At 66.8% G+C, this 22,396-nt stretch carries 19 protein-coding genes; 13 read left to right on the top strand and 6 right to left on the bottom strand.

From position 1 onward, the window contains the following. Window positions 1–29: 29 nt before the first annotated feature. From V8324_RS04660 to V8324_RS04645, 4 genes are all read left to right on the top strand, one after another. On the top strand, window positions 30–617 hold the full coding sequence (locus V8324_RS04660) for a DNA-3-methyladenine glycosylase I (protein ID WP_336418756.1): 588 nt from the start codon (window positions 30–32) through the stop codon (window positions 615–617). Between the two features lie 64 nt (window positions 618–681). Beyond that, on the top strand, window positions 682–1,860 hold the full coding sequence (gene rlmN, locus V8324_RS04655; protein ID WP_336418755.1) for a 23S rRNA (adenine(2503)-C(2))-methyltransferase RlmN: 1,179 nt from the start codon (window positions 682–684) through the stop codon (window positions 1,858–1,860). A gap of 4 nt (window positions 1,861–1,864) precedes the next feature. After that, on the top strand, window positions 1,865–2,818 hold the full coding sequence (locus V8324_RS04650) for an amidoligase family protein (RefSeq protein WP_336418754.1): 954 nt from the start codon (window positions 1,865–1,867) through the stop codon (window positions 2,816–2,818). After that, complete coding sequence (locus tag V8324_RS04645) at window positions 2,815–3,534, top strand: gamma-glutamyl-gamma-aminobutyrate hydrolase family protein (protein WP_336418753.1); 720 nt, start codon at window positions 2,815–2,817, stop codon at window positions 3,532–3,534. The genes V8324_RS04650 and V8324_RS04645 overlap by 4 nt, the downstream gene beginning before the upstream one ends. Before the next feature lie 101 nt (window positions 3,535–3,635). On the opposite strand, the gene rpsU is transcribed toward V8324_RS04645, so the two are convergent. Beyond that, window positions 3,636–3,842, bottom strand: coding sequence for a 30S ribosomal protein S21 (rpsU, locus tag V8324_RS04640; RefSeq protein WP_005614280.1), 207 nt, complete (start codon window positions 3,840–3,842; stop codon window positions 3,636–3,638). 108 nt (window positions 3,843–3,950) lie between these two features. Between rpsU and V8324_RS04635 the strand changes: the two genes are divergently transcribed. The 4 genes from V8324_RS04635 (at window position 3,951) to V8324_RS04620 (ending at window position 7,381) form a co-directional block, all read left to right on the top strand. Continuing rightward, on the top strand, window positions 3,951–4,640 hold the full coding sequence (locus V8324_RS04635) for a COQ9 family protein (RefSeq protein ID WP_336418752.1): 690 nt from the start codon (window positions 3,951–3,953) through the stop codon (window positions 4,638–4,640). A 16-nt stretch (window positions 4,641–4,656) separates the two neighbouring features. After that, window positions 4,657–5,640, top strand: a complete 984-nt coding sequence (locus V8324_RS04630; RefSeq protein WP_336418751.1) for an NAD(P)H-quinone oxidoreductase — start codon at window positions 4,657–4,659, stop codon at window positions 5,638–5,640. 261 nt (window positions 5,641–5,901) lie between these two features. Then, window positions 5,902–6,663, top strand: coding sequence for a DUF1013 domain-containing protein (locus V8324_RS04625; RefSeq protein ID WP_336418750.1), 762 nt, complete (start codon window positions 5,902–5,904; stop codon window positions 6,661–6,663). Window positions 6,664–6,793: 130 nt separating this feature from the next. Continuing rightward, window positions 6,794–7,381, top strand: coding sequence for a LysE family translocator (locus V8324_RS04620; RefSeq protein WP_336418749.1), 588 nt, complete (start codon window positions 6,794–6,796; stop codon window positions 7,379–7,381). A 6-nt stretch (window positions 7,382–7,387) separates the two neighbouring features. Here V8324_RS04620 and V8324_RS04615 read toward each other — a convergent pair whose 3' ends face one another. Then, window positions 7,388–8,785, bottom strand: a complete 1,398-nt coding sequence (locus V8324_RS04615) for an aminotransferase family protein (protein WP_336418748.1) — start codon at window positions 8,783–8,785, stop codon at window positions 7,388–7,390. A 252-nt stretch (window positions 8,786–9,037) separates the two neighbouring features. Here V8324_RS04615 and V8324_RS04610 point away from each other — a divergent pair, with 252 nt between their 5' ends. Next, window positions 9,038–9,709: a hypothetical protein gene (locus V8324_RS04610; protein WP_336418747.1), complete on the top strand. Its 672-nt coding sequence runs from the start codon at window positions 9,038–9,040 to the stop codon at window positions 9,707–9,709. Between the two features lie 119 nt (window positions 9,710–9,828). Next, window positions 9,829–11,874, top strand: a complete 2,046-nt coding sequence (locus V8324_RS04605) for an ASKHA domain-containing protein (RefSeq protein ID WP_336418746.1) — start codon at window positions 9,829–9,831, stop codon at window positions 11,872–11,874. 307 nt (window positions 11,875–12,181) lie between these two features. Here V8324_RS04605 and V8324_RS04600 read toward each other — a convergent pair whose 3' ends face one another. The 4 genes from V8324_RS04600 to rpe form a co-directional block, all read right to left on the bottom strand. Continuing rightward, a complete protein-coding gene (locus V8324_RS04600; RefSeq protein ID WP_336418745.1) occupies window positions 12,182–15,064 on the bottom strand; it encodes an error-prone DNA polymerase in 2,883 nt (960 codons plus the stop codon). Between the two features lie 423 nt (window positions 15,065–15,487). Continuing rightward, complete coding sequence (gene katG, locus V8324_RS04595; RefSeq protein WP_336418744.1) at window positions 15,488–17,647, bottom strand: catalase/peroxidase HPI; 2,160 nt, start codon at window positions 17,645–17,647, stop codon at window positions 15,488–15,490. Between the two features lie 179 nt (window positions 17,648–17,826). After that, the gene (gene gph / locus V8324_RS04590) at window positions 17,827–18,483 is read right to left on the bottom strand and encodes a phosphoglycolate phosphatase (protein WP_336418743.1); all 657 of its coding nucleotides are present in this window, start codon (window positions 18,481–18,483) and stop codon (window positions 17,827–17,829) included. After that, window positions 18,480–19,181, bottom strand: a complete 702-nt coding sequence (gene rpe, locus V8324_RS04585) for a ribulose-phosphate 3-epimerase (protein WP_336418742.1) — start codon at window positions 19,179–19,181, stop codon at window positions 18,480–18,482. The genes gph and rpe overlap by 4 nt, the downstream gene beginning before the upstream one ends. 133 nt (window positions 19,182–19,314) lie before the next feature. Here rpe and V8324_RS04580 point away from each other — a divergent pair, with 133 nt between their 5' ends. From V8324_RS04580 to V8324_RS04570, 3 genes are read left to right on the top strand one after another with little or no spacing between them, the layout of a single operon-like run. After that, window positions 19,315–20,958, top strand: a complete 1,644-nt coding sequence (locus V8324_RS04580) for a long-chain fatty acid--CoA ligase (protein ID WP_336418741.1) — start codon at window positions 19,315–19,317, stop codon at window positions 20,956–20,958. Continuing rightward, the gene (locus V8324_RS04575) at window positions 20,955–21,980 is read left to right on the top strand and encodes a phosphotransferase family protein (RefSeq protein ID WP_336418740.1); all 1,026 of its coding nucleotides are present in this window, start codon (window positions 20,955–20,957) and stop codon (window positions 21,978–21,980) included. Before V8324_RS04580 ends, V8324_RS04575 begins: the two co-directional genes overlap by 4 nt. Next, the gene (locus V8324_RS04570) at window positions 21,977–22,390 is read left to right on the top strand and encodes a PaaI family thioesterase (protein WP_336418739.1); all 414 of its coding nucleotides are present in this window, start codon (window positions 21,977–21,979) and stop codon (window positions 22,388–22,390) included. Before V8324_RS04575 ends, V8324_RS04570 begins: the two co-directional genes overlap by 4 nt. Window positions 22,391–22,396: the final 6 nt, after the last annotated feature.

Raw genomic sequence — 22,396 nt, 5'->3', positions numbered from 1 at the left:
TCGCCGGGGATATCACAAGGGAGACGCGCATGGAGCGATGCGGCTGGGTTGGCGCGGATCCGCTTTACGAGGCCTATCACGACACAGAATGGGGCGTGCCCGAATATGACAGCCGCGCGCTTTGCGAAAAGCTGGTCCTCGACGGGTTCCAGGCCGGGCTGAGCTGGCTGACCATCCTGCGCAAGCGCGAGAATTTCCGCCGCGCGTTCCACGGCTTCGATCCCGACGTGATTGCCACATGGGGGGAGGCCGAGGTCGAACGGCTGCTGGCCGATCCGGGCATCGTCCGGCATCGCGGCAAGATCGCGGCGACCATCGGCAACGCCAAGGCATGGCAGCGGATCGAGGCCGAGCAGGGCTTCGACAGGTATCTTTGGGATCATGTCGGCGGCACGCCGATTCAGAACCGCTGGCGGACGTTGGCCGAGGTGCCCGCGCAGACCGAGCTGTCGGCGCGACTCTCGAAGGATCTCAAGCGGCGCGGGTTCACGTTCTGCGGGCCGACCATCGTCTATGCCTTCATGCAGGCCGTGGGCATGGTCAACGACCACCTCGTGACCTGTCCCCGGCATGCGCCGGTGGCCCGCATGGGCGATGGCGCCCCGCCCGAACGCTAGAGGTTTCGAAACGCCGCGATCACCGCTATATGAGGTTCTGATCCTCAGGACGCGCGAAAGAGCCATGACCCAGACAGCCCCGATCACGCAGGACGTGATGATCATACCCCGCAAGCTGCCCGAGGGGCCGATCAACCTGGTCGGCCTGACCCGCGACCGCATGCGTGAGATGCTGATTGCGCATGGCACGCCGGAAAAGCAGGCGAAGATGCGCGTGAACCAGATCTGGCAATGGATCTACCAGTGGGGGGTGCGCGATTTCCACGCGATGACCAACCTTGCCAAGGCCTACCGGGCGGATCTTGCCGAGAAATTCGTGATCGAGATCCCCGAGATCGTCAGTCGGCAGGTCAGCGCAGACGGCACCCGCAAGTACCTCGTGCGCATCAAGGGCGGGCACGAGGTCGAGGTGGTCTATATCCCCGAGACCGATCGCGGCACCCTGTGCATTTCGTCCCAGGTGGGGTGCACGCTGACCTGTTCCTTCTGCCACACCGGCACGCAGCGGCTGGTGCGCAACCTGACGGCGGCCGAGATCATCGGGCAGGTGATGCTGGCGCGCGACGATCTCGACGAGTGGCCGCGCCCCGGCGAGGGGGCGGACGCGCATCCGCGCCTGCTGAGCAACATCGTTCTGATGGGCATGGGAGAGCCGCTATACAATTTCGAGAACGTGCGCGACGCGATGAAGATCGCCATGGATGGCGAGGGGATCTCGCTGTCGCGGCGCCGGATCACGCTGTCGACGAGCGGCGTGGTGCCCGAGATCGCGCGCACCGCCGAAGAGATCGGCTGCCTGCTGGCCGTGTCGTTTCACGCCACCACCGACGAGGTGCGCGACCGGCTGGTGCCGATCAACAAGAAATGGAACATCGAGACGCTGCTGACGGCGCTGCGGGACTATCCGCGCCTGTCGAATTCCGAGCGGATCACCTTCGAGTATGTCATGCTCAAGGACGTCAATGACAGCGAGGCCGATGCGCGGCGGCTGGTGAAACTGATCGCGGGTATCCCGGCCAAGATCAACCTGATCCCGTTCAACGAATGGCCCGGCGCGCCGCATCAGCGCAGCGACTGGGACCGGATCGAGCGTTTTGCCGACATCCTCTACAAGGCGGGCTATGCCAGCCCGATCCGCACCCCGCGCGGCGAGGATATCATGGCCGCCTGCGGGCAGCTCAAATCCGATACCGAGCGGGTCCGCAAGAGCCGGGCGCAGATCGCCGCGGACGCGGGGCTCTGACCAGGTGGCGGCGTTCGCCCCCCTTCCGCGCCCCTGCAACGCCGAGGGCGCGCCGCGCCGGGTCGGCGTCGAGATCGAGTTCGGCGGCCTGTCGGAGCGCGACGCGGCCGATCTCTGCGCCCGGGTTCTGGGCGGCACCGCGGTGCAGCTCGACAGCCATATCTGGCGTGTCGAGGACAGCGAGATCGGCACGCTCGACATCTATCTCGACATCTTCCTGCGCAAGGCGCAGCAAAGCCGGCTGCGCGACCAGGCCCTCGATCTCGGGCGCGAGGTGGTGCCGGTCGAGATCGTGACCGAACCGCTGGACATGGACGGGCTGTCGCGCCTTGACGATCTGCGCGACGCGTTGCGCAAGGCCGGGGCGCTTGGCAGCGGTGCGGGCTGGTTCTTCGGCTTCGGCGTGCATCTCAACATCGAGATCGCCAGCGACCGCGACCGCGACATCGTCCGCCCGCTTCTGGCCTACGCGCTGATCGAGGACTGGTTGCGCGCCGACAATCCCATCGACGATTCGCGCCGGCTGCTGCCCTTCACAGATCCCTATCCCACGGAGTTCGTGCGCGCCCTCATCAAGGCGGGGCCCGAGGCCACGCGGGATCATGTCACGGGTCTTTACCTGGAATACACCCCGAGCCGGAACCGCGGCCTCGACATGCTGCCGGTCTTTGCGCATTTCGACGCCGAGCGGATCGCGGCGGCGATTTCCGACAAGACCTCGGCGCGCCCGACCTTTCACTTTCGCCTGCCCGATTGCCGCATCGACGAGGATGGCTGGTCGCTCGCCGAGGAATGGCACCGCTGGATCGTGGTCGAGCGCGTGGCCGAGGACGGCGCGCTGCTGGACCGGCTGGCACAGGCCTGGGAAGACGATCACGGGCTGCTGACGCTGTCGCGGCAAAGCTGGGCCGAGCGCGCGGGCCGCATCCTTCGGACCGCGGGTCTGGCGCGCGCATGACCAGGCAACGCCCGGTGATCGGGGTCACGGTGTCGCGCCGGTCGGGTTGGCGGATCTACCCGTTGATCGCGGTCAACGTGTGGCTTGCCGGGGGGTGCGCCCGGCGCTGGCAGGCAGGCTGCACGGCAGATATCGACGGCGTGGACGGCGTCATCATCGGCGGCGGCGACGACATATCGCCCGACCTCTATGGCGGGCAGATCGTCACCTCGGCGCGGCTCGACCCGGACCGCGACGCGCTGGAGCGGGGCGTCCTGCTGGCCGCGTTCGTGCAGTCGAAACCGGTCCTGGGGATCTGCCGGGGCAGTCAGATGCTCAACATCGCACTGGGCGGCACGCTGCACCAGGATGCCTACGCCACCTACCAGGCGAGCGATCACAAGCGCACGGTGCTGCCGCGCAAGACCGTCTATCCCGAGGCGGGCACGCGTTTTGCCGCGCTGTCGGGCGAGGGTCCGATGAAGGTCAACGCGCTGCACACGCAGGCGGTGAACCGGCTGGGCGAGGGGCTGAGGATCGCGGCGCTGGACCAGGGCGGCATGATCCAGGCGATCGAACGGGTCGCCGATCCCTTTGCCCTCGGCGTGCAGTGGCACCCCGAGCATCTGTTCTACGCGCATCGGCAGATGGGCATCTTCCGCGCGCTGATCGCCGCGGCCGCCGCGCGGCGCGCGGACGCCGCACAGCTTGCCGGCGTGGACGCGTCAACGACCTGATCCCGGGCCTCTGAAAAAGGGTGTTCGAAAAAAGACAAACCCCCGGGCAGATGCCTCGGGGGTCGTCATTTCGTGTCGCAAGAAACTGAGCCGCGTGGCGTTCAGAGAAGCCCTTCGCGCTGCGCTTTCTTGCGTGCCAGTTTCCGGGCACGCCGAATCGCTTCGGCCTTCTCGCGCGCTTTCTTCTCGGACGGTTTCTCGAAATGTTGCTTGAGCTTCATTTCGCGAAACACGCCTTCGCGCTGCAGTTTCTTCTTCAGGGCGCGGAGCGCCTGATCGACATTGTTGTCGCGAACACTAACCTGCATGTGGTGTCACCACCTTCCCAAGTTGAAGTTGCAATAGATTGCAGGAATCGTTTCTATACCGATGTGCGTCTGGCTTGTCCAGAGCGCAACCCCCGAGAGGAGCGAAGAATGTCCCAGACGATGCTGATGTCCCGCCTACTGGAGGCCGCGAAGCTGCACGTCCCCTTCGACGGGTGGAGCGATGCGACCCTGCGGATGGCCGCCGACGATGCCGGGATCGATGCCGGTCTGATCCCGGCGATCTGTCCGCGCGGCGCGGTCGATCTCGCACTGGCCTTTCACGACGAGGGCGACCGCCTGATGCGCGCGCGGCTCGAGGCCACGGATCTGGGCGCCATGCGGTTTCGAGACCGCGTGGCGTTCGCGGTGCGCGTGCGGCTCGAACTGGTCGAGGACCGCGAACTGGTGCGCCGCGCCACGACGCTGTTCGCACTGCCGCAGCATGCCGCGGACGGCGCCAAGGCGATCTGGCGCACCTGCGATCACATCTGGACGGCGCTCGGCGATCGGTCGGACGATGTCAACTGGTACACCAAACGCGCCACGCTGGCCGGGGTCTACGCGTCCACGGTGCTGTATTGGCTGGGCGATGACAGCGAAGGATCGACGCGCACCTGGGAGTTTCTCGACCGTCGCATCGACGGGGTGATGCAGATCGAGAAGCTGAAAGGCCGGGCGCGTGACAATCGCCTGATCTCGGGGCTGATGGCCGGCCCGATGAAGGTGCTGAGCCGGGTGCGCGCCCCCGACCGGCGGCAGCAGACCGGTATGCCGGGGCGGTGGCGCGATTCGACTTGACACGAAGGAAGACATGATGAGCGAGATGATGCAGGCGGTCGAGATCACCGCCGCCGGCGGGCCCGAGGTGCTGCAGCCGACGGCACGCCCGCGCCCGGTGCCGCGCGCGGGCGAGGTGGTGATCCGGCTGGCCTATGCCGGGGTCAACCGCCCCGACGCGCTGCAACGCGCCGGCATGTACGCGCCGCCGCCGACCGCCAGCGATCTTCCCGGCCTCGAGGGCGCGGGCGAGATCGTGGCGGTCGGCGAGGGGGTCAGCGACCGGGCGCCTGGCGATCAGGTCTGCGCGCTGCTGCCCGGAGGCGGCTACGCGGAATACGTGGCCACCCCCGCCGCGCATTGCCTCGCCGTTCCCCAAGGCTTGGACCTCAAGCAGGCCGCCTGCCTGCCCGAGACATTCTTCACCGTCTGGTCCAACGTGTTCGAGCGCGGCGGCTTGAAGGGTGGCGAGCGCTTCCTGGTGCATGGCGGCTCGTCGGGGATCGGCACGACGGCGATCCAGCTTGCCAGCGCTTTCGGGGCGCGGGTATTCGCCACCGCCGGATCCGCCGAGAAATGCGCGACCTGCGCGCGCCTCGGGGCCGAGCGGGCGATCAACTACCGCGACGAGGATTTTGTCGAAGTGCTGCGCGCCGAGGGTGGCGCGGACCTGATCCTCGACATGGTCGGTGGCGATTACCTGCCGCGCAACGTCAAGGCGCTGGCCGACGAGGGGCGGCTGGTGCAGATCGCGTTCCTTCAGGGGCCGAAGGTGGAATTGAACTTTGCGCAGGTGATGGTGCGGCGGCTGACGATCACCGGCAGCACCCTGCGTCCGCAAGGCGATCTGGCCAAGGCGCGGGTCGCCGAAAGCCTGCGCGCCCGTGTCTGGCCGCTGCTGGCGGCGGGCCGGGTGGCGCCGGTGATGGATTCGGAATTTCCCCTGTCGCAGGCCGCCGCCGCGCATGAGAGGATGGAATCGAGCCGGCATATCGGCAAGATCGTGCTGAAGATCGCCTGAGGTGGCGGGAACTGTCATCGCCGCGTGTCGGGGCCGCGTGTCGGGATCCTCGGCATTCCTGCCATGACGGTCCCGCCGACACTGGCGAAAGAGCAGCAGGGCTCGTAACATCGACAGGACAAGACGCATTCTTTGGTCTTTTATTTTTCGGGCGGGATAAGTATATGACCCTCGAGTTCCCCGAAAATGGCAACCCGTTCCGGTCTGACCGGAACCGCCGGTCAGGCGCCGGGGAGGAATTGGGTGAAGGAGACCTGAGAGATGTCGAAACCGATCATGGCCAAGGCCACCGCCGTGTGGCTGGTGGACAACACGACGATAACCTTCAAGCAGATCGCCGATTTCTGCGGGCTGCACGAGCTCGAGGTGCAGGGCATCGCCGACGGGGACGTGGCCGCGGGGGTCAAGGGTTTCGATCCGATCGCCAACAACCAGTTGACCCAGGCCGAAATCGACCGCGCGCAGGCCGATCCGCTGCACCAGCTCAAGCTCAAGAACTACGCCGCGGCGCAGGGCGAGGAAAAGCGGCGCGGCCCGCGCTACACGCCGCTGTCGAAGCGGCAGGACCGCCCCAATGCGATCCTCTGGCTGGTGAAGTTTCACCCCGAGCTGGTCGACAGCCAGATCTCGAAGCTGGTCGGCACGACCAAGCCGACGATCACCTCGATTCGCGAGCGCACGCATTGGAACATCTCGAACATGCAGCCCGTCGATCCCGTGGCGTTGGGTCTTTGCAAGCAGTCGGAACTTGACACCGCCGTGCAGAAGGCCGCCGCCAAGAAGGCCCGCGCCGGCGAGACGCTGACCGACAACGAGCGCCGCAAGCTGCTCAGCACCGAGCAGAGCCTCGACGCCGATACCGAGCCGCGCATGCCGACCGCGATCGAGGGGCTCGAGACGTTCACGCTGGGGCAGAAGACCGAAGAGGAAGAGGAGGACGCGCCGCAACAGGATTACGACGCGGACAGCTTCTTCAACCTGCCGGACTCATCCGACGAGGATGACGAGGACGACCGCGGCTGAGCCTTTGCGTTATGCGTTGGCACCTCCGCCCTGGCCGTTTTTCGGACCACGGCGGTAGGTTGCGCAGGAACCGGGTCGCCTGACCTTCTGGTGCATGACAGCCTTTGCGCACACCGTTGCGAGGCCTGTCATGACCGAGACTCTTGCCGCACTGCTGATCTTTCTTCTGCCGCTCGCCTACAGTCCGGGGCCGGGCAACATGGTGTTCGCCGCCATGGGTGCGCGACACGGTGTGCGGAGCACGTGGCGCGCGAGCCTTGGCTATCACGCAGCGACGTGGCTGGTGACCCTGGCCATCGGCCTCGGCTTCGACACGGCTCTTGCGGAACGCCCCGTCATCGCGCGCGCGGTGCAGATGGTAGGGGTGCTCTACGTGCTTTGGCTGGCGCACGGTCTCTGGCGGGCGGGGGCTGCGCGGGAGGTGAAATGCGCCGCCCCGGCGATCGGGTTTGGCGGTGGCGTGGTTCTGCTCGTCTTCAATCCTAAGGCCTACATGATCATCGCGCTCATGTTCACCCAATTCGCGCAGGCCTCGGGGCTAAGCACGGTCGGGGTGACGACCGTCTTCACGCTCAACAACGCGCTTGCCTTCACGCTCTGGGCCGCCGTGGGGGCGACGCTCACACGGTTCTGGGCCCGCCCTGAAACCGCTGCGCGACTCAACAAAGGCCTGGCGCTAATGCTCGCGACGGTCGCGGTCTGGATGGCGGTCGGCTAGGCGGGCTCAGTCGAAGACGCGGGTGAGCGCCTGATCGGTGGCCGAGACGATCTGGTCGATGTCGTCGCGGGTGGCGATCAGCGCCGGCGAGTAGCACAGCGTGTTGTTGAAGCCCGGAACCGAGCGGTTCGTCGCGCCGATCACCACGCCTTGCGCCATGCAGTCGGCGACCACGGCCTGAACCATCTTTTCCGGCGCCGGATCCTTGGTCTGGCGGTCGGCCACCAGCTCGGCGCCGAGAAAGAGGCCCTTGCCGCGCACGTCCCCGATCACCGCGTGCCTATCCTGCAGCGCGCGCAACTGGTCGAGCATGTAGTCGCCCATGGCATTGGTGTTCTCGAGCAGACCTTCGTCCTCGATGATCGCCATGTTTTCCAGCGCCGCCGCAGGCCCCGCCGTGCAGCCGCCGAAGGTCGAGATGTCGCGGAAATAGTTCATCGGATCGCCTGCGTCCTCCTTGAACAGATCGAAGACCCGCTCGTTGGTCACGCAGCAGGCAATGGCGGCGTAACCGCTGGCCACGCCCTTGGCCATCGTCACGAAATCGGGCTCGACCCCGTAATGCTGGTAGCCGAACCATGTGCCCGTGCGCCCAACGCCGCAGACCACCTCGTCGATATGCAGCAGGATGTCGTATTTGCGGCAGATCTCCTGCACGCGGGGCCAGTAGCCTTCGGGCGGCACGATCACGCCGCCGCCGGCGGTGACAGGTTCCAAGCAGAGCGCGCCCACCGTGTCGGGACCCTCGGCGAGGATGACCTCTTCGATGGCGTTCGCCGCGGCTTCGCCATACGCCTCGCCCGTAAGATCCCATTGCGCGCGGTATTCGAGGCAATGCGGGACACGCACGAAGCCGGGCGTGTAGGGGCCGTATTGCGCATTGCGTTCGTCCTGACCGCCGGCCGAAAGGGTGGTGATGGTGGTGCCGTGATAGTCCCGCTCTCGGTAGAGGATCTTGTATTTCTTGCCGCCATGGCGCTTGTGCGCGATTTGGCGCACCATCTTGAAGGCCTTCTCGTTCGCCTCGGACCCCGAGTTGGTGTAGTAGACCCGGCTGAGGCCCGGCATTTTCGAGATCAGCTTTTCCGAGAACAGCGCGCCGGGGATCGACCCGGCAGACCCCGCGAAATAGGGCAGCTTGATCAACTGGTCGCGCACCGCGTTGGCGATGCGTTCGCGCCCGTAGCCCACGTTGACCGTCCAGACACCGCCCGAGACGGCATCGATATGTTCGCGCCCCTTCTGATCCCAGACGCGCATGCCGCGCCCCTCGACGATGATGCGCGGATCGCTTTTGGCGTCCGGCCCGGTCCATCCGGCATGCTGGATCAGGTGGTGCCAGACATACGCGCGATCGGCCTCGACCACGTGGCTGATATCGTTCTCGCGAAGTTTGCCGTCCATGGTCGTGCTCCATCGGGTTGTCGGTCGGCGATTGGGCGCCCGGACCGGGGGTGAACCTGTCGATCGTCCTGCCGGGACCGCGCCGTTGCGGGGCCGGCCGTGATGACGGCAGTATAATAGGTTTCGCCGCGGCAAGGCAATCCGGGCGCCCGCGGGATCTGAAAAGGCCGTGATCGGGGCAAGACGCGCATTGCGGCACTGGCGTCACTGGCAGTACCCCCGGAGCATGACCGATGGACCTATGGGCATCCCATGACGCGGGCGGACCCGCCGCCGCTGCGGATCGGCGTGATGCGCACGCTCTTGCGGCTTGGCGTGATCGCAGTCCTCGCGGTCGGGCTGCATTACGTCTTCAGCTGGGGCGAGGGCTGGATCCGGCAAAGCGAGTATGGCTGGGCCATGCCGGGCCTGATGATCGCGGCCATCGTGATCTACGCGCTGCTGATCGCCATCCCCTTCGTGCCCGCCGTGGAGATCGGGCTGTCGGTTCTGGCCGCCGGCGGGCCGGCCATGGCGCCTTTCGTCTGGCTGGCGACCGCGTCCGGCCTGACACTGGCCTACATGGCGGGGTGCGCCGTGCCGCTTGCGTGGCTGCACAGGTTCTTCCGGGACATGCACCTTGTCCGGGTCGCGCAGACGATCGCCGAGTTCGAGGCGCTGACACCGCAAGAGCGCGCCGCGTATCTTTATGGCCTGTTGCCCAGGCGCTACTGCGGCTGGATCGTGAAATACCGTTATCCCACGCTTGCGGTGCTGATAAACCTGCCGGGCAATTCGGTGATCGGTGGCGGTGGCGGGATCGCCTTGATCTCGGGGCTGTCGGGCGTGTTTCGTCCGGCCTTGACCCTCGTGACGATCGGGATTGCCACGGCGCCGGTGCCGTTCGCGGTCTGGCTTTTCGACTGGCAGATCTCGTGGGGCTGAGGCGCATGACGGGCGCATGACGCGCGACGGCCATTTTCTGACGCTTGCAGGCCGCCGGGCCTGGGCGTGGACGTCTATGTTGTGTCCAGATGCAGCGCGTCACAAGCAGGACAGCCCATATGCCGCAGGATCCCCTCGTCGTTTTCACCCCGTCGGGCAAGCGCGGCCGCTTTCCCGCCGGCACGCCGGTTCTGACCGCGGCCCGGCAGCTCGGGGTCGATCTCGATTCGGTCTGTGGCGGGCGGGGGATCTGCTCGAAATGCCAGATCAGCCCCGGTTACGGTTCGTTTTCCAAGCATGGCGTCACCGTGCACGAGGGTGCGCTGTCAGAGTGGAACAGCGTCGAGGCGCGCTACGACGCCAAGCGCGGGCTGAAACCGGGGCGGCGGCTGGGATGCCAGGCGCAGATCCGCGGCGACGTGGTGATCGACGTGCCGGCAGAGTCCCAGGTGCACAAGCAGGTGGTGCGCAAGGCCGCGTCGAGCCGCGTGATCGCCATGGATCCCGCGACGAAGCTTTATTTCGTCGAGGTGGACGCGCCCGACATGCACGAGCCGACGGGTGATCTGGAACGTCTGGCGCGGGCGCTGAGGCGCGAATGGAGCATTGACGCCATCCGCGCCGACCTGACGCTGCTGGCGAAGTTGCAGCCCACACTCCGCAAGGGCAAGTTCCAGGTGACGGTCGCGCTGCACCGCGCCGGCGCCGATGACCCGGCGCAGGTGCTGGAAATCTGGCCGGGCCTGCACGAGGACGGGCTTTACGGGCTGGCGATCGACCTCGGATCGACCACCATCGCCGCGCATCTGACCGATCTCGTGACCGGCGAGGTCAAGGCATCCGCCGGCATCATGAACCCGCAGATCCGGTTCGGCGAGGACCTGATGAGCCGGGTGAGCTACGCGATGATGAACCCCGGTGGTGACAAGGAGATGACGGCGGCGGTGCGCGATGCGATCAATACTTTGGCGCAGGACATCGCCGGCGAGGCCGGGATCGACGCCCGTCTGATCGTCGAGACGGTGTTCGTGTGCAACCCGGTGATGCATCACCTGCTTCTGGGGATCGACCCGGTGGAGCTGGGGCAGGCGCCCTTTGCCCTTGCGACATCGAACAGTCTGACGCTGAACGCCAGGGAGCTTGACCTGTCGGCGATCAACGCGCGCGCGCAGGTCTATATCCTGCCCTGCATCGCGGGCCATGTGGGCGCCGATTGCGCCGGCGTCGCGCTGTCCGAGGAGCCGGGAAAATCCGAGGATCTGGTATTGGTCGTCGATGTCGGCACCAATGCCGAGATCCTGCTGGGCGACCGCACCCGCGTTCTGGCCTGTTCCTCGCCCACCGGGCCGGCCTTCGAGGGCGCGCAGATTTCCTCGGGGCAGCGCGCCGCGCCCGGCGCCATCGAGGCGATCCGCATCGACCCCGACACGAAAGAGCCGCGCTTTCGCGTCATCGGCTGCGAGACATGGTCCGACGAGGAGGGGTTCTTTGACGAGGTGGGCGCGGGCGGCATCACCGGCATCTGCGGGTCGGGCATCATCGAGGCGGTCGCGGAATTGCGCATCGCCGGGCTGCTGGACGACAGCGGGCTTCTGGGCTCGGCCGAGGCGACGGGCACGGACCGCATGCAGGCCGAGGGGCGCACCCATGCCTACCTGATCCATGACGGCACCGACGATGGCGGGCCGCGCGTGACCGTGACGCAAGGCGACATCCGCGCCATCCAGCTTGCGAAATCCGCGCTCTACGCCGGCGCGCGGCTGCTGATGGACGAGCGCGGCGTGGACAAGGTGGATCGCGTCGTGCTTGCCGGGGCGTTCGGGGCGCATATCTCGCCGCTGCACGCGATGGTGCTGGGGATGATCCCCGACGTGCCGATCGACAAGGTCACATCGGCCGGCAATGCCGCCGGCACCGGTGCCCGCATCGCGCTGTGCAACGTCGCCGCGCGGCGCGAGATCGAGCGCGTGGTGGGCGAGATCACCAAGGTCGAGACCGCGATAGAGCCCAGATTCCAGGAGCATTTCGTCGCCGCCAACGCGATCCCGCACAAGACCGATCCCTTTCCGGAACTGGCGCGGGTCGTGTCGCTGCCGCATCCGCATTTCAACACCGGCGGCGATGGCGGCGCGGAGGGCGGACGGCGCCGGCGCCGGCGGGCGTAGTGTCAGGTGACTGTTAGACGGTGATGGCCAGACGCGGACGCTCGCAAGAGCAGCGCCACCCGCATGTCCGCGGGCAGGCGATCCAACAGATGTTCAGGGCGCTTTATTCCTGCCACCCCGAAAAAGCACAAATCAATGCGCCGGCTTAGACAAATCGCCTGTCCGTCACGCCAAAGGCGTGCCGATATCATCTGGCGCACCTTTGGTGCGACGGGGCGGACATGCGATGGCGCTGCGGCGCGGCGCGCCGCGGCTATAGCTTCACCCCCGATGCCGGCGCTACTCGGCGCGCATCATGTGTCATGTGTCAACACTCGCTCGGGCGAGTGGGGGGCGTCAGGATCGGCCGCAAGAGCGCCAGGGGATGCGCGCGCAGGCTGAGGTGCAGCGCCGCGTAATCCTCGACCATCTCCTCGCCCAGGGTCATCCGCGGCAGATGCGCGGCGGGCTCATTGATCGCCTCGCCGTCGAGATCGTGGGCGAAAAGCGGCAGCGGATCAGGCGACCGGATCGCCTTGGCCTGCCAGAGCGCGTCGCGCCGCGACAGCCCGAGTGCGGCGAAGCAATCCGCCTCGGCCAGCCGGGCCAGCAGCGTCGGGTCGAGCCCGGCGCGCCGCCAGACATCCTCGGGGCCGGTATAGCCGTTGCCGCGTGCCGCCGCGATCCAGTCGGCCTCGTCCCGGGCGAGGCCCTTGATCTGGCGAAACCCGAGCCGCAGCGCGAGGCCGCCCTGCGCGTCCGGCTCCAAAGTGTTGTCCCAGTACGAGGCGTTGATGCAGACCGGGCGCACCGTCACGCCGTGATCGCGCGCATCCCGCACGATCTGCGCGGGGGCATAAAACCCCATGGGCTGCGCGTTGAGCAGCGCGCAGGCGAAGACGCCTGGGTGGTGATGCTTGATCCAGGCGCTCGCATAGACCAGATGCGCGAAGCTGGCGGCGTGGCTTTCGGGAAAGCCGTAGCTGCCGAACCCCTCGATCTGGCTGAAACAGCGCTCGGCGAACTCCATGTCGTAGTTGTTGGCGCGCATGCCCTTCAGGAACCGGTTGCGGAACTCGCTGACATTGCCGTGGCGCTTGAAGGTGGCCAGCGCGCGGCGCAGACGGTCGGCCTCGTCGGGCGAAAACCCCGCGCCGATGATGGCGATCTGCATCGCCTGTTCCTGGAACAGCGGCACGCCGAGGGTCTTGGCCAGCACCCGACCCAGGGCGTCGGAAGGAAAGCGCACCGCTTCCTCGCCGTTGCGGCGGCGGATGAAGGGATGCACCATGTCGCCCTGGATCGGCCCCGGCCGGATGATCGCCACCTGGATCACCAGGTCGTAGAAAGTGCGGGGGCGCATGCGCGGCAGGAAGTTCATCTGCGCGCGGCTTTCCACCTGGAAGACGCCGAGGCTGTCGGCGCGGGCCAGCATGGCGTAGACGCGCGGGTCCTCTTGCGGCAGCGTGGCCAGCGTGTGGCGCTGTCCGCGATGCTGGTGCAGCAGGTCGAACGCCTTGCGGATGCAGGTCAGCATGCCAAGGGCGAGCACATCGACCTTGAGGATGCCGAGCGCGTCGATATCGTCCTTGTCCCAGCATATGACGGTGCGGTCGGCCATGCTGGCATTCTCGATCGGCACCAGTTCGTCCAGCCGGCCTTCGGTGATGACGAAACCGCCGACATGCTGGCTGAGATGACGGGGAAACCCGGTGATCTCTGCGATCAGGTCGAGCGTCAGGGCAAGGCGCGGGTCGCTGGCGTCAATGCCCAGTTCGCGCAGGCGCGCGGTGTCGAGCCGCCCCTCGCCGCCATGCCCCCAGATCTGCGAGGTCATCGCGCCGAGGATATCCTCGGACAATCCCATGGCGCGGCCGACCTCGCGGATCGCGCGCCTTGTGCGGTAATGGATCACCGTGGCGCAAAGCCCGGCGCGGTGCCGGCCGTAGCGGTCGTAGATCCACTGGATCACCTCTTCGCGGCGCTCATGTTCGAAATCGACGTCAATGTCGGGGGGCTCGTCGCGGGCCTCGGACACGAAGCGCTCGAACACCATGGTGCCCAGTTCGGGGCTGACCGAGGTGACGCCAAGGCAGTAGCAGACCACCGAATTGGCCGCCGAGCCGCGGCCCTGGCAAAGAATGCCGCGTGAGCGGGCGAAGTCCACCACGTCGTGCACGGTCAGGAAATAGGGCTCGTAGCGCAGCTTGGCGATGAGGGTCAGCTCGTGGGCCAGCATGTCGCGCACCCGCTGCGATGCACCGCCCGGATAGCGCCAGTCGAGCCCGGCAAGCGCCAGCCGCCGGAGCCGGTGGGTGGGGGTCTCGTCGCCGGCGACCTCGCTGGGATATTCATGGCGCAGCTCATCCAGCGAAAAGTTCAGCCGCGCGGCGAGGGTTTCGGCGCGTGTGATTGCCGCCTCGTGCCCGGCAAGGAGGCGGCGCATCTCGGGCGCCGAGCGCAGGCGCCGTTCGGCATTGGGCAGGGCGTGGCGGCCGAGGGTCTCGACCGTCACCCCCAGCCGGATCGCGCTGAGGACATCGGCAAGGCGGCGGCGCTGCGCGCGGTGCAGGATCGGGCAGGCGGCGGCCAGCGTCGGCATGCCGAGCCGGTCCGCGCGCCGTGCCAGCTGCTCGAAGCGCACCGGATCGCGCCCGTCGTAATGCGGGCGCAGCACGAGGTGCATGTGGTCGCCGTGGCTAGCTGCCAGCCGTTTCGCCTGCGCCGGCCAGTCGCGCCCGCGCCCTGGATGCAGGAGCAGATGCAGCCCCGCGGCCCCGTCGAGCAGATCTTCGAGCCGCAGGTCGCAGTCGCCCTTGGGGGCGCGGCGCCGCCCGAGGGTCAGCAGACGGCAGAGGCTGGCCCAGCCCTGCCGGTCCTCGGGCAGGGCGGTGACCTCGAGCCCCTCGCGCAGCACCAGCCGGGCGGCGGGGATCAGGCGGGGGGTGCAGGTCCATCGCGGTTCTGCAGGCCACGGCGCGGGCGGACCGATCGGGCCTTCCCGCGCCTCGACCGCCTGCCGTTCGGCCACCTGCCGCGCGATCTCTCGCGCGCGGCTGTGCGCGCGTACGATGCCCGCCACGGAATTCACATCGGCGATCGCCACGGCCGACAGGCCGAGCTCTGCTGCACGCTCCATGTACTCCTCGGGGTGTGCGGCCCCGGTGAGGAAGGTGAAGTTCGACGTGGCAGAAAGCTCGGCAAAGGACATGAGGCAGGGCGACTCGGGTTGTGTGGCAGCACACAGGCATTGTATTCTTGTTTTGTTCTTTCTTCCACTCCGGGTATGGGATGCAGACGGATGGAGCTGAAATACGACAGGTGGTCTTGATTGGATGAGCGGCGCCACCTGCATGTCCGCGGGCAGGCGATCCGCCCCTTATTCAATGCGCTTTATCCCTGCCAATCCGCAAAAGCTCAAATCGACGCGCCGGCTTCGACAAATCGCCTGTCCGGGGGGCGGACATGCGATGGCGCTGCGGCCTTCGGCCGCGTATCGCGCCAGGGCGTTAGCCAGCACGTCCCCTAAAGGCCGGCAACCAAACAGCCCAAAAAAACCAATCCCCCAAACGAAAACCGCGCGGCCCGTCTCTGGGCCGCGCGGCGGATTCTTATACTTGGGCGTGACGCCCGATCACTTCAGATCGAAGCGGTCGGCGTCCATCACCTTGGCCCAGGCCGCGACGAAATCTTGCACGAACTTGCCGGCATTGTCGTCCTGCGCATAGACCTCGGCATAGGCCCGCAGGATCGAGTTGGAGCCGAACACGAGGTCCGCGCTCGTCGCCGTCCACTTGGTGGTGCCGGTCTGGCGATCCCGCAGCTCGTACATGTTCTCGCCGGTCGGTGCCCAGCTATAGCCCATATCCGTGAGGTTCACGAAGAAGTCGGGCGTCAGCGCGCCGATCCGGTCGGTGAAGACGCCATGCGCGGTGCCGGCATGGTTGGTCCCCATGACCCGCATCCCGCCGATCAGCACCGTCATCTCGGGGCCGGTCAGGCCCAAGAGCTGCGCGCGGTCCAGAAGCGCCTCTTCGGGGGCGTCCGTGTTGTCGGCGGCCTGCCAGTTGCGGAACCCGTCCGTGCGCGGCTCGAGCGAGGCGAAGCTGTCGGCATCGGTCATCTCGTCGGTCGCGTCGCCACGGCCCGGCGAGAACGGCACGTCGACATCGAAGCCTGCGGCCTTGGCCGCCTGCTCGACCCCGAGATTGCCGGCCAGCACGATCACGTCCGCCAGGCTCGCCCCGGTTTCGGCAGAGATGCCCTCGAGCACGCCCAGCACGCGGGTCAGGCGTTCGGGCTCGTTGCCTTCCCAGTCCTTTTGCGGGGCAAGGCGGATGCGCGCACCGTTGGCGCCGCCGCGCTTGTCGGACCCACGGAAGGTCCGGGCGCTGTCCCACGCGGTGTTGACCATGTCGCTCAGCGACAGGCCGCTTTCGGCAATCCGGTTCTTGACGGTCTGCACGTGGTAGTCGGTCGGGCCCGCGGGCACCGGATCCTGCCAGATCAGATCTTCCTCGGGCACGTCCGGCCCGTGGTAGTTCGCCTTGGGGCCCATGTCGCGATGCGTCAGCTTGAACCAGGCGCGCGCGAAGGTGTCGGCGAGGTAGTCGGGATCCTTGTAGAACCGCTCGCAGATCTCGCGATAGACTGGGTCGACCTTCATCGCCATGTCGGCATCGGTCATGATCGGGTTGTGCTTGATCGACGGATCGGTCGCATCCGGCACCTTGTGCTCCTCGGCGATATCCACGGGCTCCCACTGCCAGGCACCCGCGCGGGACTTCACCGATTTCCACTCGTAACCGAACAGCAGTTCAAGATAGCCATTATCCCACTGCGTCGGGTTCGAGGTCCACGCGCCTTCGAGGCCCGAGGTATGCGCGGTGTTGGCGGTGTTCTTGAAGCCCGCATTCTGCCAGCCGAGGCCGCCCTGCTCCATCGGGGCGCTTTCCGGCTCGGGGCCGATATCGGCATCCAAGCCGTGGCACTTGCCGACGGTGTGACCGCCGACGGTCAGCGCCGCGGTTTCCTCGTCGTTCATCGCCATGCGCGCGAAGGTGACGCGCACATATTCAGCGGTCAGCGCCGGGTCAGGATTGCCGTTCACGCCCTCGGGGTTCACGTAGATCAGGCCCATATGCGACGCCGCCAGCGGGTTGTACATGGTGGTCGGGTCGTTGACGTCCTCGGTGCGCTCTTCGGACCCAGCCAGCAACATGCTTTCGCTGCCCCAGTTGATGTCGATCTCGGGGCCCCAGATATCCTCGCGCCCGAAGCCGAAGCCGAAGGTCTTCAGACCCATGGATTCGTAGGCCATGGTGCCGGACAGGATGATGAGGTCTGCCCAGGATACCTTGTTGCCGTATTTCTTCTTCAGCGGCCAAAGAAGCCGCCGCGCCTTGTCGAGGCTGGCATTGTCGGGCCACGAGTTGAGCGGCGAGAAGCGGATATTGCCGGTCCCGGCGCCGCCGCGCCCGTCACCCAGACGGTAAGAGCCGGCCGCGTGCCATGCGAGGCGAATCATCAGGCCGCCGTAATGGCCCCAATCCGCCGGCCACCATTCCTGGCTGTCGGTCATCAGCGCGACCATGTCTTTCTTCAGCGCCTCGACATCCAGCTTCTCGACTTCTTTCGAATAGTCGAATGCCTGCCCCATCGGGTTGGTCTTGCTGTCATGCTGGTGCAGAATGTCGAGGTTGAGCGCATTCGGCCACCACTGAATGGGGCTGTCGGCCCGTTCGGTCACGCCGCCATGCATGACCGGGCATTTCGCCATATCATTGCCGTCCATCATATCCTCCAATCGGATTGGGTTTCATCTGTCGAGGTTGTGCGAAACATATCGCGCGACCTGTTGTGACTTTGAAATAAACGTCTTTCGGGATTAGGGGAAGTTCTCTTTGGTGATGATATCCATAGTATTGGATTATCACGCATCCGCCATCTCGCCGTCATCACGTCCCGCCCCGGTCATGGCAAAAGTTTCGCGACGATCCTTGGCAGATCTGCAAAATCGGAAAAGGCGCTTGCATGCGCGATCTCGCTCGCTGGGCTCTTGCGGTAGCCCTCGGTATAAAGCGCGAACCGCACGTCGGCGCGCAGGGCGGTTTCCGCGTCGATCTCGCTGTCGCCGACATAGAGCACGTTCCGCGCCGCCAAGCCCGCGATCGCCGCGTGAAGGGGGGCCGGATCGGGCTTGCGCACCGGCAGGCTGTCACCGCCGATGATCACCGGGAAATAATCCGAAAGACCCAGATGTTCCAGAACGGCGCGGGCGGGGCCGTGCGGCTTGTTGGTGCAAAGGCCGAGCAGGGCGTGATCCGCGGCCAGCCGCGACAGGGCCTCTGGTACACCGGGATAGACCCGCGTCAGGCTGACCGCGTTCTCGTAATCGGCCATGAAGTCATCAATGAGGCGTGCGCGCAGGTCGGTGTCGTCCTCGCGGCCACGGGCGCGCAGGCAGCGGCCGATGAAATGCGGCACCCCGCTGCCGATGAAGCTGCGGGTTTCAGCGGTGGAGAACTGATCGAATTCGTAACGGTCCATCAGGCGGTTGGCCGCGGCGTGGATGTCCGGCGCGCTGTCGATCAACGTGCCGTCGAGATCGAAGATGACCGCGCGGGTCATGCCATGACGCCGGTCGCGGCCTCGGCGGCGCGGCGGATCGCACGGATGTTGTCGCCGTAGGGGGCGGGGGTTTCGACCGACCCGCCCTTGAACACTGCCGAGCCCGCCACGAGAACATCGGCCCCTGCGGCGGCCATGAGCGGAGCTGTCTCGGGCGTGATGCCGCCATCGATCTCGATATGGATGGGCCGGTCGCCGATCATCGCGCGAAGGCGGCGCACCTTGTCGATCTGGCCGTGAATGAACTTCTGCCCGCCGAAGCCGGGATTGACCGTCATCACGCAGATCAGGTCCACCATGTCGAGCATGTCCGCCACCGAGTCGATCCCGCTGCCGGGATTCAGCGCCAGCCCCGCCTTGCAACCCGCGGCGCGGATGGCCTGCAGCGTGCGGTGGATATGCGGCCCGGCCTCGAGATGCGCGGTCAGGATATCGGCGCCGGATTGCGCGAAGGCGTCGATATAGGGATCCACCGGCGAGATCATCAGATGCACGTCCATCAGCGTCGTGACATGCGGCCGGATCGCGACGCAAAGCTGCGGGCCGAAGGTCAGGTTCGGCACGAAATGCCCGTCCATCACGTCGACATGCACCCAGTCGCAGCCCTCGGCCTCGATCGCGCGGATCTCGCCGCCGAAATTGGCGAAATCCGCCGAGAGGATCGAGGGGGCGATCTTGATGGAACGATCAAAGGTCATGCCGGGCTCCTGTCCGCGCTGGATGTGGTGGAGATGCGCCGCGCGCAGCCCGAGGTCAAGACCGCCGGGCCAGATTGATCCGGCGCCGGTTTCGTGCCACCGTCCGGTGACGGAGGAGGACAAGGGGCACCACATGCAAGGCGGGATGATGCACAGGCCGCTCAGGATCATCGACATCCTGACCCATGCGGCCGAGGTCACCGGCGATCAGGGCATCGTCTCGGCCCGGGTCGAGGGGGATCTTCACCGCCAAGGCTATCCCGAAACGCTCGCACGGGTGGCACAGCTCGCGCACGTGCTCGAAGCGCTCGGGGTGGGGCAGGGCGACCGGATCGGCACGCTGGCCTGGAATGGCCACCGGCATTTCGAACTTTACTACGGGGTCTCGGGGATCGGTGCGGTCTGTCACACGATCAACCCGCGCCTGTCGCATGAGCAGTTGGTCTATATCATCCGCCACGCGGGCGACCGGCTTCTGTTTCTGGATCTGACATTCGTGCCGCTCGTCGAGGCGCTCTTGCCGGACCTGCCGCGTGATCTGCGCTTCGTGATCCTGACGGACCGCGCGCACATGCCGGAGACCGGGATCAACGCGCTGTGTTACGAGGATCTTCTGGCCGGGCAGCCTACGCAGTACCCTTGGCCTGACCTGCCGGAGGACAGTGCCTCGGGCCTGTGCTACACGTCCGGCACGACGGGCCATCCCAAGGGCGCGCTTTATTCGCACCGCTCGACGGTGCTGCACGCGATGCAGGTGCCGCTGAGCCAGACCAGCAGCTTTCGCGCCGGGGGCCGCGTGATGCCGGTGGTGCCGCTTTTCCACGTCAACGCGTGGGGGCTGCCCTATACCGCGCCGCTGACGGGGATGACGCTGGTAATGCCGGGGCCCGATCTGGACGGGTCCAGCCTGTTTCGGCTGATGGACCGCGAACGCGTCTTTTCAGCTTGGGGTGTGCCCACCGTGTGGGCCGGACTTCTGGCCGAGATCGAGGCGCAGGGGCGCATTCCGCAGGGCTTCGGGGATCTGGTCGTCGGCGGGTCCGCAGCACCACGCGTGATGATCGAGGCCTACGAGGCGCGCGGCGTCAACGTGGCCCAGGCCTGGGGCATGACCGAGATGAGCCCGATCGGCAGCCACGGCGTGCTGCCGCCCGCGCTTGACACAGCCCCCGAGGCCGAGCGCATTGCGGCCAAGTGCTGCGCCGGGCATCGCGTATTCGGGGTCGAGTTCAAGATCGTCGACGAGGCCGGGCACCGCCTGCCGCATGATGGCGAGACCACCGGTGAACTTTATGTACGCGGCAACACCGTGATCGCCGGCTATTTCGACAACCCCGAGGCCAGTGCCGCCGCGATGGACGCGGACGGATGGTTCGGCACCGGCGACGTGGCGTCGGTCGGCCCCGATGCGCGGCTCATCATCCGCGACCGCTCCAAGGACCTGGTGAAGTCGGGCGGCGAGTGGATCAGCTCGATCGACCTGGAAAACGCGGCGCTGTCGCATCCCGCCATTCACGCCTGCGCGGTGATCGCGGTGCCGCATCCGCGATGGGACGAGCGCCCGGTGCTGCTGGCCGTGGCGGCGGGCGAGGCGCAGCCGGCGCTGGATGATCTGCGCGCGCACATGGCCCCGCATTTCGCCGAGTGGCAATTGCCCGACGATCTTCTTTGGGTCGAGGATCTGCCGCTGACCGCGACGGGCAAGGTCTCGAAGCTGACGCTGCGCGAGCGGTTCCGCGACTACACCCATCCCGATCTGCGCGGGGCCGAGGCGTGAGCACCGACCTTGATATCGCCCGCCTCGAGGCATGGCTGACGGACCATCTGCCCGGCTTCGAAGGGCCGGTCACGGCTGAGAAGTTCAGCGGCGGGCAGTCGAACCCGACCTACCGGCTGGAGACGCCCGCGCATGTCTATGTATTGCGGCGCAAGCCGTTCGGCGCGCTGCTGAAATCCGCCCACGCCGTCGAGCGCGAGTTCCGCGTGCAGCGGGCGCTCTGGTCCACGGACGTCCCGGTGGCGCGGATGCACGTGCTGTGCGAGGACGCGGACGTGATCGGCGCGCCCTTCTACGTGATGGACGAGGTGCCGGGGCGCAATTTCGACGCGCCGACGCTACCGGGACTGGAGGCCGCGACCCGGCATGCTGTCATCGACGAGATGAACCGGGTTCTGGCGGCGATCCATGACGTGGATCTACGGGCGACGGGCCTTTCGGATTACGGGCCGACCGGCAACTATTACCGCCGCCAGATCGATCGATGGACGACGCAGTATCACGCCACCGCGACCGAGGACCTGCCGCAGATGACCGCGCTGATGGACTGGCTCGACACGCATGTGCCCCCAGATGACGGGCAGCGCACGCTGGTGCACGGCGACTTCCGGCTCGACAATTTGCTCTTTGCGCCGGAGGGAACGGACTGTGTCGCCGTTCTCGACTGGGAGCTGTCGACCGTAGGCCATCCCTATGCCGATCTGGCCGCGGTCATCATGCAATGGTCGATGCCCGCCACGCCCGAGGGCCGTGGCCTCGCCGGAGTGGATCGCGCGGCGCTCGGCCTGTGGTCGGACGCGGATTTCATCGCGCGGTATTGCGAACGTCGGGGCCTTGCGCCGATCGGGAATTTCAACTTCTACCTCGCCTTCAGCTATTTCCGCATGGCCGCGATCCTGCAGGGTGTCAGGAAACGGGCGCTGGAAGGCAACGCGTCGGACCCCGAACGCGGCTTGCGGATGGGCGAGTACGTGCCGGAATTCGCGAACGCCGGGCTTGCGGCCGCGAAGGATGACCAATGACCGACGAGATCGACCCCGCGCTGCTCGAGGCGCCGTCGGCGCTGCAAACCCACCTCGGCTACCAACTGACCCGCTGGTCGACGGATTTCGCGCGGGTGGAATTGCCGCTGACCCCGCAACTGATGAACCGGCAGGGGCTGCCGCATGGCGGGATGCACGCCACGCTGCTTGACACCGCCATGGGGTTCTGCGGCTGCTACACGGGCGACCCCGGGCGTTCGCAGATGGCGCTGACGCTGTCGCTGACGGTCAATTACCTGGGCCAGGCGAAGGGCGCGGTGCTGATCGCCGAGGCAAGGCGCACCGGCGGCGGCAAGAGCACCTTCTTCGCCGAGGCCACCGTGCTGGACGACCGGGACACGCTGATCGCCACAGGCACGGGGGTGTTCCGTTACCGGCGCGGCGGCTGATCCGCG

Origin of the sequence: Roseovarius sp. D22-M7 (genome assembly GCF_037083785.1) — a bacterium.
GTDB lineage: Bacteria > Pseudomonadota > Alphaproteobacteria > Rhodobacterales > Rhodobacteraceae > Roseovarius.
The sequence above is the reverse complement of the archived record's forward strand: the minus strand, read 5'-3'. Positions and strand labels throughout refer to the sequence as shown.

Coding starts and splice junctions, on each gene's coding strand:
- V8324_RS04625 (WP_336418750.1), top strand. CDS start 5,902: ATGTCGAAACCGATCATGGCCAAGGCCACCGCCGTGTGGCTGGTGGAC.
- gph (WP_336418743.1), bottom strand. CDS start 18,483: ATGACCCGCGCGGTCATCTTCGATCTCGACGGCACGTTGATCGACAGC.
- rpsU (WP_005614280.1), bottom strand. CDS start 3,842: ATGCAGGTTAGTGTTCGCGACAACAATGTCGATCAGGCGCTCCGCGCC.
- V8324_RS04600 (WP_336418745.1), bottom strand. CDS start 15,064: ATGTCCTTTGCCGAGCTTTCTGCCACGTCGAACTTCACCTTCCTCACC.
- V8324_RS04645 (WP_336418753.1), top strand. CDS start 2,815: ATGACCAGGCAACGCCCGGTGATCGGGGTCACGGTGTCGCGCCGGTCG.
- V8324_RS04610 (WP_336418747.1), top strand. CDS start 9,038: ATGACGCGGGCGGACCCGCCGCCGCTGCGGATCGGCGTGATGCGCACG.
- V8324_RS04620 (WP_336418749.1), top strand. CDS start 6,794: ATGACCGAGACTCTTGCCGCACTGCTGATCTTTCTTCTGCCGCTCGCC.
- V8324_RS04580 (WP_336418741.1), top strand. CDS start 19,315: ATGCAAGGCGGGATGATGCACAGGCCGCTCAGGATCATCGACATCCTG.
- V8324_RS04615 (WP_336418748.1), bottom strand. CDS start 8,785: ATGGACGGCAAACTTCGCGAGAACGATATCAGCCACGTGGTCGAGGCC.
- katG (WP_336418744.1), bottom strand. CDS start 17,647: ATGGACGGCAATGATATGGCGAAATGCCCGGTCATGCATGGCGGCGTG.
- V8324_RS04570 (WP_336418739.1), top strand. CDS start 21,977: ATGACCGACGAGATCGACCCCGCGCTGCTCGAGGCGCCGTCGGCGCTG.
- V8324_RS04630 (WP_336418751.1), top strand. CDS start 4,657: ATGAGCGAGATGATGCAGGCGGTCGAGATCACCGCCGCCGGCGGGCCC.
- rlmN (WP_336418755.1), top strand. CDS start 682: ATGACCCAGACAGCCCCGATCACGCAGGACGTGATGATCATACCCCGC.
- V8324_RS04635 (WP_336418752.1), top strand. CDS start 3,951: ATGTCCCAGACGATGCTGATGTCCCGCCTACTGGAGGCCGCGAAGCTG.
- V8324_RS04605 (WP_336418746.1), top strand. CDS start 9,829: ATGCCGCAGGATCCCCTCGTCGTTTTCACCCCGTCGGGCAAGCGCGGC.
- rpe (WP_336418742.1), bottom strand. CDS start 19,181: ATGACCTTTGATCGTTCCATCAAGATCGCCCCCTCGATCCTCTCGGCG.
- V8324_RS04660 (WP_336418756.1), top strand. CDS start 30: ATGGAGCGATGCGGCTGGGTTGGCGCGGATCCGCTTTACGAGGCCTAT.